Raw genomic sequence first — 13,229 nt, forward strand, 5'->3', positions numbered from 1 at the left:
TATAGTTTCGCTGTGAGCAACCACAGGCAAGACACCGAAACCTCGAATTCACAGTCCGGTGGAGTGCAGTCGGTCGACCGCGCCATCAGCGTCCTGGAGATCCTGGCCCAGCGCGGGGAGGCGGGCGTCAGTGAGGTGGCCGCCGAGATCGACGTTCACAAGTCCACCGCGTTCCGTCTGCTCGGCGCCCTGGAGGCTCGCGGCCTGGTGGAGCAGTCGGGCGAGCGCGGCAAGTACCGGCTCGGCTTCGGCATCGTCCGCCTGGCCGGCGCGGTCACGGCCCGTATCGACATCACCCAGCAGGGCCGCCCGGTCTGCGAGCGGCTCGCGGAGGAGATCGGCGAGACCGTCAACATCGCGGTGCTCCAGGAGCACTACGCGATCAACCTCTACCAGGTGCGCGGCCCCGGGGCGGTGACCGCGCACAACTGGGTCGGCCAGCTGACCCCGCTGCACGCCACGTCGAGCGGCAAGGTGCTCCTGGCGTACCTGCCCGCCCAGGAGCGCGCCGCGCTGCTGGCCGAGGCGGGCCTGAAGAAGGTCACGCCGCACACCATCACCTCCAGGACCAGGCTGGAGAAGCATCTGGCGGAGGTGCGGGAGGCCGGCTACGCCTGGACCCAGGAGGAGCTGGAGATCGGCCTGCACGCCATGGCCGCCCCGGTCCTCGACCGGGAGGGACAGGTCATCGCCGCGGTCACCGCCTCGGGACCCTCGTACCGGTTCACCGAGGAGCGGATGCGGGAGCTGGCCCCGGTGCTGATCAAGGGCGCCGAGGAGATCAGCCACCGGATGGGTTACCTGGGCTGACCTCCGGACGCTACGACCGGCCGCCCAGCCGTTCGGTGACCCAGTCGTGGAAGGCGCCGATGTGGTGCTCGCTGGGCACCAGCACGCCGCCCTTGGCGTACATCCGGGAGCTCATGCCCGGCTGTGTGCGTTCGCACGCCTCGAAGTCCTGCCGGTTGACCCGGTCGAAGAGTTCCACGGACCGGCTGACGTCCTTGCCGCTCTCCACGACGTGCGGGAGGTAGAGCCAGTCGCACTCGACGATCGTGCGGTCGACGGCCACCGGGTACATCCGGTGGAAGATCACATGGTCGGGGACGAGGTTGATGAAGACCTGCGGCTTGACGGTGATCGCGTAGTAGCGGCGGTCCTGGTCGTCCGAGACGCCGGGGATGCGGTCCAGCCCCTCGGAGCCGTCGACGGTGAAGCCCCGCACCTCCTCGCCGAACTCCGCGCCGTGGCCGACGTAGTACTGGGCCGCGTAGCCGTCCGCGAACTCGGGGAGCACCTCGGTGAGTTCCGGGTGGATCGTGGCGCAGTGGTAGCACTCCATGAAGTTCTCGATGATGAGCTTCCAGTTGGCCTTGACGTCGTAGACGATCCGCTTGCCGACGGAGAGGTTGTCGACGTCGTAGCGCTCGATGGACTCGACGTCGCCGAGCCGCTCCACGACCGCGCCGATCACGTCCTCCTCGAAGGACGGCGGATTCTCCGCCAGGCACACCCAGACGTAGCCGAGCCATTCGCGCACGGCCACGCTGACCAGGCCGTACTCGGTGCGGCCGACGTCGGGCATCTTGGTGAGGTTGGGCGCCGCGACGAGCTTGCCGTTCAGGTCGTACGTCCAGGCGTGGTACGGGCACTGGAAGGCCCGCTTGACCTCGCCGGTCTCCTCCGTGCATAGCTTGGCGCCACGGTGCCGGCAGACATTGAAGTAGGCGCGGATCGAGTTGTCCCGGGCGCGGGTGACGAGGATGCTCTCGCGGCCCACGTCGACGGTGCGGAAGGCGCCGGGCTTGGCCAGTTCGGAGGCGCGCGCCACGCAGAACCACATGGTCTCGAATATGCGCTCCTGCTCCAGGGCGAAGATCTGCGGATCCGTGTAGGAGGAGCCGGGGAGGGTGGCGATCAGGCTGTCCGGCAGGCTGGTCGAGGTCACGGTGCACTCCTCGGGAAACGTCGTGGATCGGACTGTCACGCGCCGGGAAGAGAGCGACTCCGGACGGCGTTGTGTGTGGAGCAACGCTGCGCGCCATGAGGAACCGCAGCTTGGGGTGGTACGGCTGCGGTGTCAAGGCGTGGCGGCGAGTTGCTTGCGCCAGCGGGTGAACAGCCGGGGCTGGTTCATCCCGAGCACGGCGACCGGGTGTCCGGCGCGCCGGTAGACGGCGAGGACGTCGCGGTCGTCGGCGGCGCCCTGCTCGATGGTCACGCTGTCGGCGCCGGCCGCGTGACCGGCGAACTGGATCTTCACCCCGTACTGGTCGGACCAGAAGTACGGCGGCCGGGGTACGCCCGGTTCCACGGCGCCGCCCGCCAGCAGGGTGGCGACGGCGGCGGCGGGCCGCTCCTGTGCGCCGGTCCAGTGTTCGACGCGGCGGTGGTGTCCGGCGCGCGGGTCGTACCAGGAGGCGCAGTCCCCGACGGCGACGACGCCGGCGAGGCTGGTGCGGCCGTCGGCCCCGCACGTCACGCCGTTGTCGAGCGCGATACCGGACCCCTCCAGCCACTCGACGCACGGGCGGGCGCCCACGCCGACGACGACGATGTCGGCGGGAATCGTACGGCCGTCCTCCAGCAGGACGGCGTCGACCCTGGCCTCACCGCTCAGCCCCTTGACGCCGACTCCGCACAACAGCCGTACGCCGTGGTCGGCATGGAGGGCGGAGACGATACGGCCCATCTCCTCGCCGAGCGGCCCGGCGAGCGGTGTCGGCGCCGCCTCGACGACCGTCACGTCCAGGCCGAGCGCGAAGGCGGTGGAGGCGACCTCGGCACCGATGAAGCCGCCGCCGATCACGACCAGCCGTCCGCCACCGGCCAGTTCGTGCCGCAGGGCGCGGGCGTCGTCCAGGGTGCGCAGGACGTGCACCCCGGCGAGGCCCTCGGAGCCGGGCAGTCGCCGGGCGGCGGCGCCGGTGGCGATGACGATGCCGTCGGCCCGCACCGCACCGCCGCCGGCGAGCCGGACGGTCCGCTCACGGGCGTCGAGTCCCACGGCACGGGTGCCGAGCAGCCACTCGGCCCGCAGGTCCTCGCCGTCCGTCTCCAGCGCGAGGTCGCTCTCGCCGAGCACACCGGAGAGGAACTCCTTGGAGAGCGGGGGCCGGTCGTACGGGCGGTGGAGTTCGTCGCCGATGACGACGAGCCGCCCGTCGTAGCCCTGCTTCCGCAGCGAGCGCGCCGCCGAGAGTCCGGCGAGCGAGGCGCCCACGACGGCCACCGTCCTCACGCGGGACCACCGGCGAGCCGGGCGGCCACGCAGGGCGGCAGGTTGGGGGCGTCCGTGGACACCTTCACAAAGATCATGCCGTGCTCGACGACGACCTCGTGCGTCCGCACCGGCAGCTTGGCCGGCGGAGCGTCGACCGCTCCGGTGCGCAGGTCGAACTTCGAGGCGTGCAGCGGGCATTCCACCTCGCAGCCCTCCAGCCAGCCGTCGGCGAGCGAGGCGTCCTGGTGGGTGCAGGTGTCGTCGATGGCGAAGACCTCGCCGTCGTCGGTGTGGAACACCGAGACCGGCGGGTCGATGTCGAGCCGGATGGCCTCGCCTCGCGGGAGATCCGCGAGACGGCACGCGGGAATCATCATGACACCTCGGTGCGTATAGCGAAACGGATTGCGGTAAGCGCAACATCAGTCTGGGGTCGCCCTGAACCCTTGTCAAGGCGTCGAAAGGCCCGCTTCGGACGGGTCGGCGGGCCGTCCTCAAGACAGCTCGAAACGCCCGCACCACCTGCGAAAACAGGCGATACGGGCGCCGCGCGGGAAGCCTCGGGGGACCCGGTCAGAAACCGCGGTCCAGCCATTCCTGAAGGTGCGGGGCCTCCGTGGCGATCGTGGTCGTCCCCCCGTGACCGGTGTGGACGACGGTGTCGCCCGGCAGGGTCAGCAGCCGGTCACGGATGGAGTCGACGATGGTGGGGAAGTCGCTGTACGACCTGCCCGTCGCGCCCGGTCCGCCCGCGAACAGGGTGTCGCCGCTGAAGAGTGCCGTCAGGTCCGGCGCGTACAGGCAGACCGCGCCGGGGGCGTGGCCGGGCGTGTGCAGCACGGTCAGCTCGACTCCCGCCACCGTCAGCACCTGACTGTCGGCGAGTTCCTCGTCGGGCGCGCGCTCCGGGTGGGTCTGCTTCCACAGCGGCAGGTCGTCCGGATGGAGCAGGATCGGGGCGCCGGTGCGCTCGGCGAGGGCGGGCGCGGCGTCGATGTGGTCGTTGTGGGCGTGGGTGCAGACGATGGCGGTCAGCCTGCGGTCGCCGACGGCCTCGGCGATGGCGTCGGCGTCGTGGGCGGCGTCGATGACGACGACCTCGTGGTCGTCGCCGACGATCCACACGTTGTTGTCGACGTCCCAGCTGCCGCCGTCCAGACTGAACGTGCCCGAGGTGACGAGGTGTTCGATTCGGGCGCCGGCCGTCACAGGACCACCACCGAGCGCAGCACGTCACCGTGGTGCATCCGCTCGAAGGCCTTCTCGACGTCGTCCAGGGCGATGGTCTCGGTGACGAAGGCGTCGAGGTCGAGTCGGCCCTGGAGGTAGAGGTCGATGAGCATGGGGAAGTCACGGGACGGCAGGCAGTCGCCGTACCAGGACGACTTCAGCGAACCGCCGCGGCCGAAGACATCGAGCAGGGGCAGCTCCAGCTTCATCTCCGGGGTCGGCACGCCGACGAGGACGACCGTGCCGGCGAGGTCGCGGGCGTAGAAGGCCTGCCGGTACGTCTCGGGGCGGCCCACCGCCTCGATGACGACGTCGGCGCCGAAGCCGCCGGTCAGCTCACGGATCGCCTCGACGGCGTCGGTGTCGCGGGAGTTGACGGTGTGGGTCGCGCCCAGCTTCTCGGCGGTTCGGAGCTTGCGGTCGTCGATGTCCACCGCGATGATCTTCGCCGCGCCCGCCAGGTTCGACCCGACGACAGCGGCGGCGCCGACCCCGCCGCAGCCGATCACGGCGACGCTGTCACCCCGTCCGACGTCGCCGGTGTTGATGGCCGCGCCGATACCGGCCATCACACCGCAGCCGAGCAGACCGGCGGCCGCCGCGGACGCGGCGCGGTCCACCTTGGTGCACTGCCCCGCCGCCACCAGCGTCTTCTCCGCGAAGGCGCCGATGCCCAGCGCCGGGGACAGCTCCGTGCCGTCGGTCAGGGTCATCTTCTGCTCGGCGTTGTGCGTGGCGAAGCAGTACCACGGCCGGCCGCGCCGACAGGCCCGGCACTGCCCGCACACGGCACGCCAGTTGAGGATGACGAAGTCACCGGGGGCCACGTCGGTGACCCCCTCCCCCACCGCCTCCACGACACCGGCGGCCTCGTGGCCCAGCAGGAAGGGGAAGTCGTCGTTGATGCCGCCCTCGCGATAGTGGAGATCGGTGTGGCAGACCCCGCACGCCTCGATCTTGACCAGCGCCTCACCCGGTCCGGGGTCGGGCACGACGATCGTTTCCAGGCTGACGGGGGCACCCTTCCCCCGCGCGACGACAGCACGGACCTGGTGAGCCATGGCCACTCCTCGGCTGGTACGAGACCTCAGACTGATGTTGCTTATGGCGGTACACAACGCATGTTCCGCAACACAGCATCGGGGAGGGCGGACCCGGGGTCAAGGATTCGACCCGTGGTTTCCGGCAGGCCCCGCAGGGGACCCGCCGACCATGACCGAGCGGCCCGCCTCACACCGGCCTCAGCAGGCGCCTCGGCCCCGACCGGGGTCGCACCCGCCCCGGCAGGCATCGCACCCGCGACGGCTCGCAGCGCTCCGGCGGGCCACCGTCGCCGTCGAAGCCGGATTCCGACTGCTGGCCCGGCTGCGCGGCGCTCCCGCACTGCACCCACGCGGACTGACGTGCGCGGCGGAGCTGGAGGTCGTGACCGACGGGGGTGAACCCTGGGGCGTCCCCTGGCTGGACAGGGTCGGGCTGTACGAGGCCACGGTGCGCCTCTCCCGAGCGGGCGGTCTGCCACGGCGGCTGCCCGACGGGCTGGGGCTCGCCGTGCGCGTCGCCCGGGCGGACGGACCGGACCGACCCCTCGATCTGCTCCTCACGAGCAGCGGCCGGGGCCGGCTCACCCGCCACCTCCCCCTGCCACGCGCCAACGCTCTGGGCGGGCCGTACTCCACTCTGGTCGCCTACCGGGTCGCCGGCCGCTCCCGCGTCCTCGCGGCCTTCCCGCGCCCGGGACGGCGGGCGCGGGTGCACGGCGATCCGGCGAGCCTGCGCGACGCCCTGGCCGAGGCACCGCTCGTCTTCATCCTGTGCGCCGCCCGCGAACCGCGCCGCCTTTCGCGCCCGCGGGTCGGCCGGGCACCGGCCGCCCACTCGTCCGACCGCCCGTGGCGGCCGTTCGCCGTCCTGACGGTGCGTACCCCGCTGCCCGTGGAGCAGGAGGAGGCCCTCGGCTTTGACCCGTACCTCCGCGACGCCCGCGCCTTCACCCCCGGCCGCGCCCTGTCAACGTCACGCCGGGCGGCCTACCGAGGCTCACGGCAGGGGCGGGGCGAGGGTCTCCGAGGCTGAACTTCGAGGGCCTCCGCCAACGGGCCTTCGACCGTACGGGCCGCCCTGCCGCGGTCTCCGACCACGCGGGCCTGCCCTGCTCCGGCTCCGAGCAGGGCTCCCACCGTCATGTGCCTCGCCGTCGACGCCCCGCCCCGACCTGACTGCAGGAGGGGGCGAGGGTCGAAATCAGCGGGCTGTTCCGCCCATGCGGCCTCCGCCGCGGGCGCCCATGTCGGTTCGGCCGCTCCGGCCGCTCCGGCCGGTCCGGTCGGTCTCGCTCGCCGCGGCTCCGGCGGCCAGTGCCAGCAGCAGCGCGACGGCGCCGACGATGATGTTGTTCACGACGGTCCGCGTGGTGTCGACGTCTCCCGCGACGACCCACGGAGCGACGATGGTCCAGGCTCCGATCAGCGCCGCCGCCCACGCCCTGGCGTGAGTGCGCTCGTAGGCGCGGCCGAAGCCGCTGAGCAGGAGCGCGTACGCGATACCGGTGATCAGGTTGTTGATGGCCAGGGTACCGAGGTCGTTGAATCCCGCGATCCAGGGCGACGCGGCCAGGTACAGCCCCGTGACGAGGGCCAGCGCCTCGACGGCCTGCCCCTGCTGCGTCGAGGCCGCACGCTCGGCACGGGCATGGCGTTCCCGCATCTCGACGATGTCCGGATGCGACTCCAGGGTGGTGTGGGTCTGGTCGGTCATTGCTCGCCTCCTCCTGGGGGGGCCACGATCAATCCGTGTCCCCGATCGAAGCCCGAGTACCCACGCAAATGCCCTTAATCGGGTCATTTCGAAGTGCTGACCGGGACCGGCGAAGGGGGTGGCCGGAACCGGCCGGAATCCCCGCGGCGCGACATGTATGGCCGCAGCAGGGGTACCTCGTCCGCTCGGCCATCCCGAGGAGTTCCCCATGACCTTCAATCCCCTGGAAGAGCGGGGCATCCCGCTGGACCGCCAGCTCCGCGACTGGAGTGAGCTGAACGTGGAGCCGATCGACCCCGACCGGTGCGATCCCTACACCCGGTGCCGCATCATCACGATGAACGGCATCGAGGTGGAGGCGATCCTCTTCAGCCACCATCTCGCCCGCAACACCGTCGACCCCGAGGTCAAACGGCAGCTCGCCCGGACCCGCTACATCGAGGCCCAGCAGCAGAAGGTCGTCAACTGGCTGCTGCCCGGCGTGGCGTCCGTGCTGGAGACGACCATCGCCTACGAGCAGGTCGCGGTGGACCTGACGGCGTGGGTCGCGCGGATGGAACCGGATCCGTATCTGAAGCAGGCGTACGAGTTCGGTGTGCTGGAGGACTTCGACCATCTGTACAGGTACGCCAACCTCTACGAGATGATCGAGCACCGCAAGGCGGAGTCGATCGTCGACGGGCTCACGGAGGTCATGCCGGGGCGGCCGACCAGGTTCCACCACCGCGATCCGTACGACAACGTGCGCGACCCGTACGCGAAGGACGAGACGGACCCGCTGTCGAAGCTGCACGCGCTGACGATCATGTCGGCGGAACAGCAGACCATGAACTTCTACATGAACGTCGGCCCGCAGTACATGGAGCCGATCGCCCGCCGGCTGTACCAGGAGATCGGGCTCATCGAGGAGGAGCACGTCACGCACTACGAGTCCCTCGTCGACCCGGGCGAGACGTGGTGGGAGCAGCTGGTCAACCACGAGTACAACGAGTGCTACCTCTACTACTCCTTCATGGAGCAGGAGAGCGACCCCAAGGTGAAGGCCGTCTGGGAGCTGCACCTGAACATGGAGCTGGAGCACCTGCACATCGCCTGCGACCTGATGCGCCGGCACGACGGCCGCGACCCCGCCTCGGTGCTGGCACCGCGGCTGCCGAACGTGCTCACGTTCGAGCCGAACAAGGGCTATCTGCGGGAACTGCTGGACACGCAGATGGATCTGACCACCCTCGGCGCCGGCTATGTGCGTGACGCGCACGAGCGGTTCGAGTCGATGCAGGAGCGGATCCACGGCGGTGAGGCACCGCCCAGCGATCAGGTCATCGCGCAGCACGGATCGATGTTCGGCCGCGAGTACCGCGTGCAGACCGAGGGCGAGCACCCCGACCCCGCCCAGCGCGAGAAGTGAGGGAGGGCGAGATGACCGAGCTCCACACCCCGCACGCCGGTGACGACCGGGCGCCGGACACCGACGTGGTGGCGCTGCTGATGCGGCAGCACGGCGACATCCGCAATCTCTTCGACGAGGTCGAGGCGAACACCGGCGACGAGCGCCGTGATGCCTTCCGCCGGCTCGTGCGGCTGCTGGCCGTGCACGAGACCGCCGAGGAGGAGGTCGTCCACCCCTTCGCCCGCAGCGCGCTGGCCGGCGGCGGGCACGTCGTCGACGACCGGCTCGCCGAGGAACGGGCCGCCAAGGAGACCCTGGCGGATCTGGACGACCTGGACACCGACGACCCGAAGTTCCTGCCTCAGCTGATGCGGCTGCGTACGGACGTGCAGGAGCACGCCCGGGCCGAGGAACGCTACGAGTTCCCGCACCTCCGCCGGGCCACCGACCCCGGCCGGCTGGCCGCCATGGCCAAGGCGGTCAAGGCCGCCGAGGCGATGGCGCCCACCCGTCCCCACCCCGGCATCGAGTCCCCTGCGGCGAACCTGACCCTCGGCCCGGTCGCCGCCCTCATGGACCGTACGAAGGACGCGGTCCGCCAGGCCATGGGCAAGGACGGCTGAAGGCCCGGCGTATCCGGCGTGGCGGGGGTCGTCGAGGGCGCCCCCGTGTCCGGAGTGGCCGGGGAGGCCGCAGCGGTCTCTAATGGTGGAGGGAGCGGCGGCGATTGGAGGACGTCTGGCGTGGTTGACCTGGGACTTCGCCCGGTCGACGGAGCCGCTCGCACCTCATGGTGAAGGCGGCGCCGTCCCGTCCGCGGCGGCCCTCACGACCGTGACGCAAAACGGTTCCTCCGGGCGTTCCGGGTGTTCCGGCGCGGCATGGTGCGGGGCGCCGCCGGGCACACATGTGTCGGGTTTGCGGTGAAGCGGCTGGGCACTCGGATCGTCCCAGAAGCAAGCGCCTGAGTTGAGGTGATCAACCCGCGGGACGGGTGTCGGCCAGGGTTCCTCGCGTGCCGGTCACGGCAGCGAGCCGAGCAGAGGGCGACTGATGACGACGATCGGCCTGGAAGAGGAGTACATGCTGGTCGACCCTGTCACGGGCCTACCGGTCCCCTACGCCGAGAAGGTCCGCCTGTCGGCGTGTCTGGCGCACCTGGCGGAGGAGCACGAGGTGCACTACGAGCTGCTCCAGTCGCAGGTCGAGGTGACCACCCCCGTGTGCCACACCCTGGACGAGATCGGCGGTCACCTGTTGCGGCTGCGGCACGCCGTGGGCGCCGCCGCCGAGGAGCACGGCTGCCGTATCGCCGCGGCCGCGACACCCCCGCTGCGCGACGCGCGATCCATGGCCGTCACCGACCAGACCCGCTACCGGGCGATGCTGGCGCAGGCACCGCAGCTGGTGGAGGAACAGCTGGTCAACGGCATGCATGTGCATGTGGGCGTCCCCGGCCGCGAGGTCGGCGTCGAGGTGCTGAACCGGGTTCGCGTCTGGCTGCCCACCCTGACCGCGATGTCGGCGAACTCCCCGCTGTGGGACGGCCACGACACCGGGTTCGCCAGCTGGCGCACGGTCGTCTTCAGCCGCTGGCCGGTGAGCGGTATGCCGCCCGCCTTCCGGGACGCGGCCGACTACGACCGGCGGCTCAACCAGCTGGTGGAGAGCGGTCTGATCTGCGACACCGGCCAGGTGTACTGGCAGGCCCGTCTCTCGGAGCGCTACCCGACCGTCGAGGTGCGCTGCCCCGACGTGCAGCTGCGCGCGGACGACGCGGTGATGTTCGCCGGGATCGTCCGGGCCCTGGTGGAGACCGCCCGCGCCGAGGCGGCCGCCGGCGCTCCCCCGCCCGACTGCCCGCCGGAGCTGCTGGAGGCTGCCATGTGGCACGCCGCCCGCCATGGCCTGAGCGACACCCTGATCGGCCCCGACGGCCGGCGCCACCGGGCCGGTGACGTGCTGTGCCGGCTCCTGCGCCATGTCGGACCGGCGCTGGACGCGTCCGGCGACACCCGTGAGGTGACGAGCCTCGTGCACCGGCTCCTCCAGGGCGGCACCGGGGCTGACCGGCAGCGGACCGCCCTCGCGACCGGTGGCCCGAGGGCGGCCATCGAGCTGATCACCACGGAGAGCACGCTCCCCTGACTTCAGCATGGCCACGCCGTACCGGAGCACGGTCACGCGGTACCGGCGGCGGGGTCACCGCTCGCGGCGGCGTCCGCTCACGACCTGTGTGGACCCCTTTCCGCCGAACCTGAGACGTCGGGCGCCGCCCGCACCGGGGCGGCGCCCTTCGGTCGGCTACGGCGTGGGAGTCGGCCCCGGCCGCTCCCCGCGGCCGACGGAGACGCGGCCACCCGACCGTGTCTGCGGTGTCAGTTCGACCTGCACCTGATGGGTCGTCTGGCGGTCGACGGAGCCTCCCAGTTCGGCCGTCACCACCCCGATGCGCACACCGCCGCGGCCCGATCCGGACTGGTGGACCTGCACGGTGAACTGGAGGCTCACCTTGTCGACGCTGAATCCGAGGGACCGGCCCTGCGCCTCGTCCTGGGCCCGCTCCAGTTCCCCCCTGATCTGGCGGATCACCTCGGTCAATCCCACGAATCCCGGTCCATCGGTCAACTCGCACCCCCCGCACGCCCGTTGATCCCTGTCGTCCCAGTATGCGCGGGGACGCGTCGCTCGTATAGTTGTGTTATGGCGGACGACGGGGGAGTCGTTGATGGTTCGTCACTCGAGACGCCCGGCTGGGCTGTGCGCATCCGCCGGGCCGACGGAAGGATCGCGGGCGCCGGAATTCTGCTGAGCCCCGACCGGGTGCTCACCTGCGCCCATGTGGTGGAGGACCGGGAGGCCCGGTTCGCCGCGGAGTTCGTCGGTGCGGCGCCCGGTCTCACCGTGCCCTCGGTCGCCGCGTGGGTCGACGAGGACGCGTACGTCCCCAACACGCGGGACGCGGACGGCGACCCCATCGGCGACGTGGCGCTGCTCCGCCTCGAACAGCCGAGGCCCCTGACGGAGCCGACCCTGCTGCACCGGCTCTCCGCGCCGAACCGCGCGGTCCAGATGTACGGCTTCCCGTACGACCACAACGGCGGCATCTGGTTCCGGGCCACCATCGTCGGCGGCTGCGGACGGGACGGGCAGGTCCAGCTGAGCCCCACGAGCCCCGGTGAACTGGCCAGCCCAGGATGCAGTGGCTCGGGAGTGATGGACACCCTCACCGGCAAGGTCATCGGCATGGTCCTCAGCGGCATCTCCGACCAGCACGGCAACCTGTTCTCCTTCATGAGCCCGGCCGAGACCATCGTCCGGCACCTCCCCCAGGTCCGGCGGTGGACCCGCGGCAAGGCGGCCGTCGACGACGGGCTCAGGACGACCCGGCAGGACACGGCGGAAGCACTGCTCGACGAGCCGTTCGCCCAGCGCCTCGCCGACTGGCTCCAGGACGACGGACAGCAGGTGAAGATCAGCCTGGTCCCGGTCGGGGACGCGGTACGGGCCGCCACGCTGCGCCGCGCGATCACGCTCGCCGACCGGGAGTTGCGCACCGCTGCGTCCGTCGGCCGGGCCTCCCTCGACCCGCCAGGCACCGTCCCGTCGGCCGGCGGCCACGACCTGGCCGTGGACGCGGCCGGACTGACCGCCGCGGAGATCGGGGAGCGGATCGCCGAGCGCATGGGGCTGTGGCAGCATCCCGCGGACCCGGTGCGGGAGCGGATCAGGGCCGCGGACGTCACCCTCACCCTGGTCGTCGTCGGCGTCGACGAGGCCGCCGATCCGCCCGCGCTGCTGGAACTGCTGAAGACCCTGCGCGCCAAGGGCAGCCGCCTCCTGCTGGTCTTCCGTGACGCCGGCACCGTCTACCACCGCGCCCGCAGCGAACTGGTCCTCGAACCCGAACGGGAACGCCGCGCCCGTCTCGTCGCACGGCTGGAGGAGATCACCGGTCCGCTCGCCCGCGCCCTCCACGAGGGCCTCGGGGCCGTACGGGCCGACGAGGTGCGCCCCGCCGACGCCGACCTGGTACGGGCGCACGCCGCCCTCGCCGCCCTCAGGCTCGGGCAGGAAGCGGCCGACGACGGCGGCCCGCACCCGGAGCTGGCCCGCTACGAGCGGCTCGCCCAGCGGGTGGCCGCACGGCTGGCCAGGACCGTCCGCGCCCTCGACGCGCTGCGCGACCGGCGGGACGAACTGGACGGCAGGCTCCGCGGCTACCACGACCTGCATCTGAACTCCGTACGAGGCAACGAGGAGGACCTGACCTTGGACGCTCTTCGTCTGCGCGCGCACGAACTGCTGCGGGCCAGGCCGTGCGACGTCAAGGCCGCCGAGGCCGCCGTCGAGGCGTACACCCGCCGTGTCGACCGCCGGGCCCCGCGCAGACGGGGACACGGAGGTGCCTCCGCGACATGACGTCCTTACCCGTGCCGTGCCCGAGACCCGACTGCCCGGGCAATGGCCGCATCATGGTGACCGGCTTCTGCGACACCTGCCACCGACGGCCCCCCGACCAGGCCCGGACGACCCCGGCACGGCCCGCCCCCCGACGCGCGCCCGGATCCCCATCCCCGGCCGGGTCCCCGTCCCCGTCTGTATCCGCTTCCGCTTCCGGGAAGCAGG

The 13,229-nt window shown here is 71.5% G+C and carries 13 protein-coding genes; 6 read left to right on the forward strand and 7 right to left on the reverse strand.

The window, feature by feature from the left end; all coding sequences use genetic code 11:
- Window positions 1-63: 63 nt before the first annotated feature.
- Entirely contained in the window at window positions 64-810 is a 747-nt protein-coding gene (locus ACZ4Z3_RS15525) for an IclR family transcriptional regulator (RefSeq protein WP_099969249.1), read from the forward strand.
- A gap of 10 nt (window positions 811-820) precedes the next feature.
- Here the strand turns inward: ACZ4Z3_RS15525 and ACZ4Z3_RS15530 are convergent, their stop codons facing one another.
- The 5 genes from ACZ4Z3_RS15530 to ACZ4Z3_RS15550 form a co-directional block, all read right to left on the reverse strand.
- Window positions 821-1,948, reverse strand: a complete 1,128-nt coding sequence (locus ACZ4Z3_RS15530; RefSeq protein ID WP_468501476.1) for an aromatic ring-hydroxylating oxygenase subunit alpha — start codon at window positions 1,946-1,948, stop codon at window positions 821-823.
- A 132-nt stretch (window positions 1,949-2,080) separates the two neighbouring features.
- Window positions 2,081-3,241, reverse strand: coding sequence for an NAD(P)/FAD-dependent oxidoreductase (locus ACZ4Z3_RS15535; protein ID WP_468501477.1), 1,161 nt, complete (start codon window positions 3,239-3,241; stop codon window positions 2,081-2,083).
- Window positions 3,238-3,600, reverse strand: a complete 363-nt coding sequence (locus ACZ4Z3_RS15540; RefSeq protein ID WP_468501478.1) for a bifunctional 3-phenylpropionate/cinnamic acid dioxygenase ferredoxin subunit — start codon at window positions 3,598-3,600, stop codon at window positions 3,238-3,240. The genes ACZ4Z3_RS15535 and ACZ4Z3_RS15540 overlap by 4 nt, the downstream gene beginning before the upstream one ends.
- A gap of 196 nt (window positions 3,601-3,796) precedes the next feature.
- Window positions 3,797-4,432, reverse strand: a complete 636-nt coding sequence (locus ACZ4Z3_RS15545) for an MBL fold metallo-hydrolase (protein WP_468501479.1) — start codon at window positions 4,430-4,432, stop codon at window positions 3,797-3,799.
- On the reverse strand, window positions 4,429-5,514 hold the full coding sequence (locus ACZ4Z3_RS15550; RefSeq protein ID WP_468501480.1) for an S-(hydroxymethyl)mycothiol dehydrogenase: 1,086 nt from the start codon (window positions 5,512-5,514) through the stop codon (window positions 4,429-4,431). The genes ACZ4Z3_RS15545 and ACZ4Z3_RS15550 overlap by 4 nt, the downstream gene beginning before the upstream one ends.
- A gap of 151 nt (window positions 5,515-5,665) precedes the next feature.
- On the opposite strand from ACZ4Z3_RS15550, the gene ACZ4Z3_RS15555 reads away from it, so the two are divergent.
- Window positions 5,666-6,529 carry a phosphodiesterase gene (locus ACZ4Z3_RS15555; protein ID WP_468501481.1) on the forward strand — a complete coding sequence of 288 codons (864 nt, stop codon included), beginning with the start codon at window positions 5,666-5,668 and terminating at the stop codon, window positions 6,527-6,529.
- A gap of 168 nt (window positions 6,530-6,697) precedes the next feature.
- Here the strand turns inward: ACZ4Z3_RS15555 and ACZ4Z3_RS15560 are convergent, their stop codons facing one another.
- Window positions 6,698-7,210 (reverse strand): SPW repeat protein, encoded by a 513-nt coding sequence (locus tag ACZ4Z3_RS15560; RefSeq protein WP_468501482.1) that lies wholly within the window; start codon window positions 7,208-7,210, stop codon window positions 6,698-6,700.
- 208 nt (window positions 7,211-7,418) lie between these two features.
- Between ACZ4Z3_RS15560 and ACZ4Z3_RS15565 the strand changes: the two genes are divergently transcribed.
- The 3 genes from ACZ4Z3_RS15565 (at window position 7,419) to ACZ4Z3_RS15575 (ending at window position 10,748) form a co-directional block, all read left to right on the forward strand.
- On the forward strand, window positions 7,419-8,618 hold the full coding sequence (locus ACZ4Z3_RS15565) for a hypothetical protein (protein WP_468501483.1): 1,200 nt from the start codon (window positions 7,419-7,421) through the stop codon (window positions 8,616-8,618).
- A gap of 11 nt (window positions 8,619-8,629) precedes the next feature.
- A complete protein-coding gene (locus ACZ4Z3_RS15570; protein WP_468501484.1) occupies window positions 8,630-9,223 on the forward strand; it encodes a hemerythrin domain-containing protein in 594 nt (197 codons plus the stop codon).
- 430 nt (window positions 9,224-9,653) lie between these two features.
- Window positions 9,654-10,748 (forward strand): carboxylate-amine ligase, encoded by a 1,095-nt coding sequence (locus tag ACZ4Z3_RS15575; protein ID WP_468501485.1) that lies wholly within the window; start codon window positions 9,654-9,656, stop codon window positions 10,746-10,748.
- A gap of 156 nt (window positions 10,749-10,904) precedes the next feature.
- Here the strand turns inward: ACZ4Z3_RS15575 and ACZ4Z3_RS15580 are convergent, their stop codons facing one another.
- Window positions 10,905-11,207 carry a trypco2 family protein gene (locus ACZ4Z3_RS15580; RefSeq protein WP_468501486.1) on the reverse strand — a complete coding sequence of 101 codons (303 nt, stop codon included), beginning with the start codon at window positions 11,205-11,207 and terminating at the stop codon, window positions 10,905-10,907.
- Window positions 11,208-11,303: 96 nt separating this feature from the next.
- On the opposite strand from ACZ4Z3_RS15580, the gene ACZ4Z3_RS15585 reads away from it, so the two are divergent.
- Window positions 11,304-13,022 (forward strand): trypsin-like serine peptidase, encoded by a 1,719-nt coding sequence (locus tag ACZ4Z3_RS15585; protein WP_468501487.1) that lies wholly within the window; start codon window positions 11,304-11,306, stop codon window positions 13,020-13,022.
- Window positions 13,023-13,229 lie beyond the last annotated feature (207 nt).

Source organism: Streptomyces sp. NPDC030296, assembly GCF_055572815.1.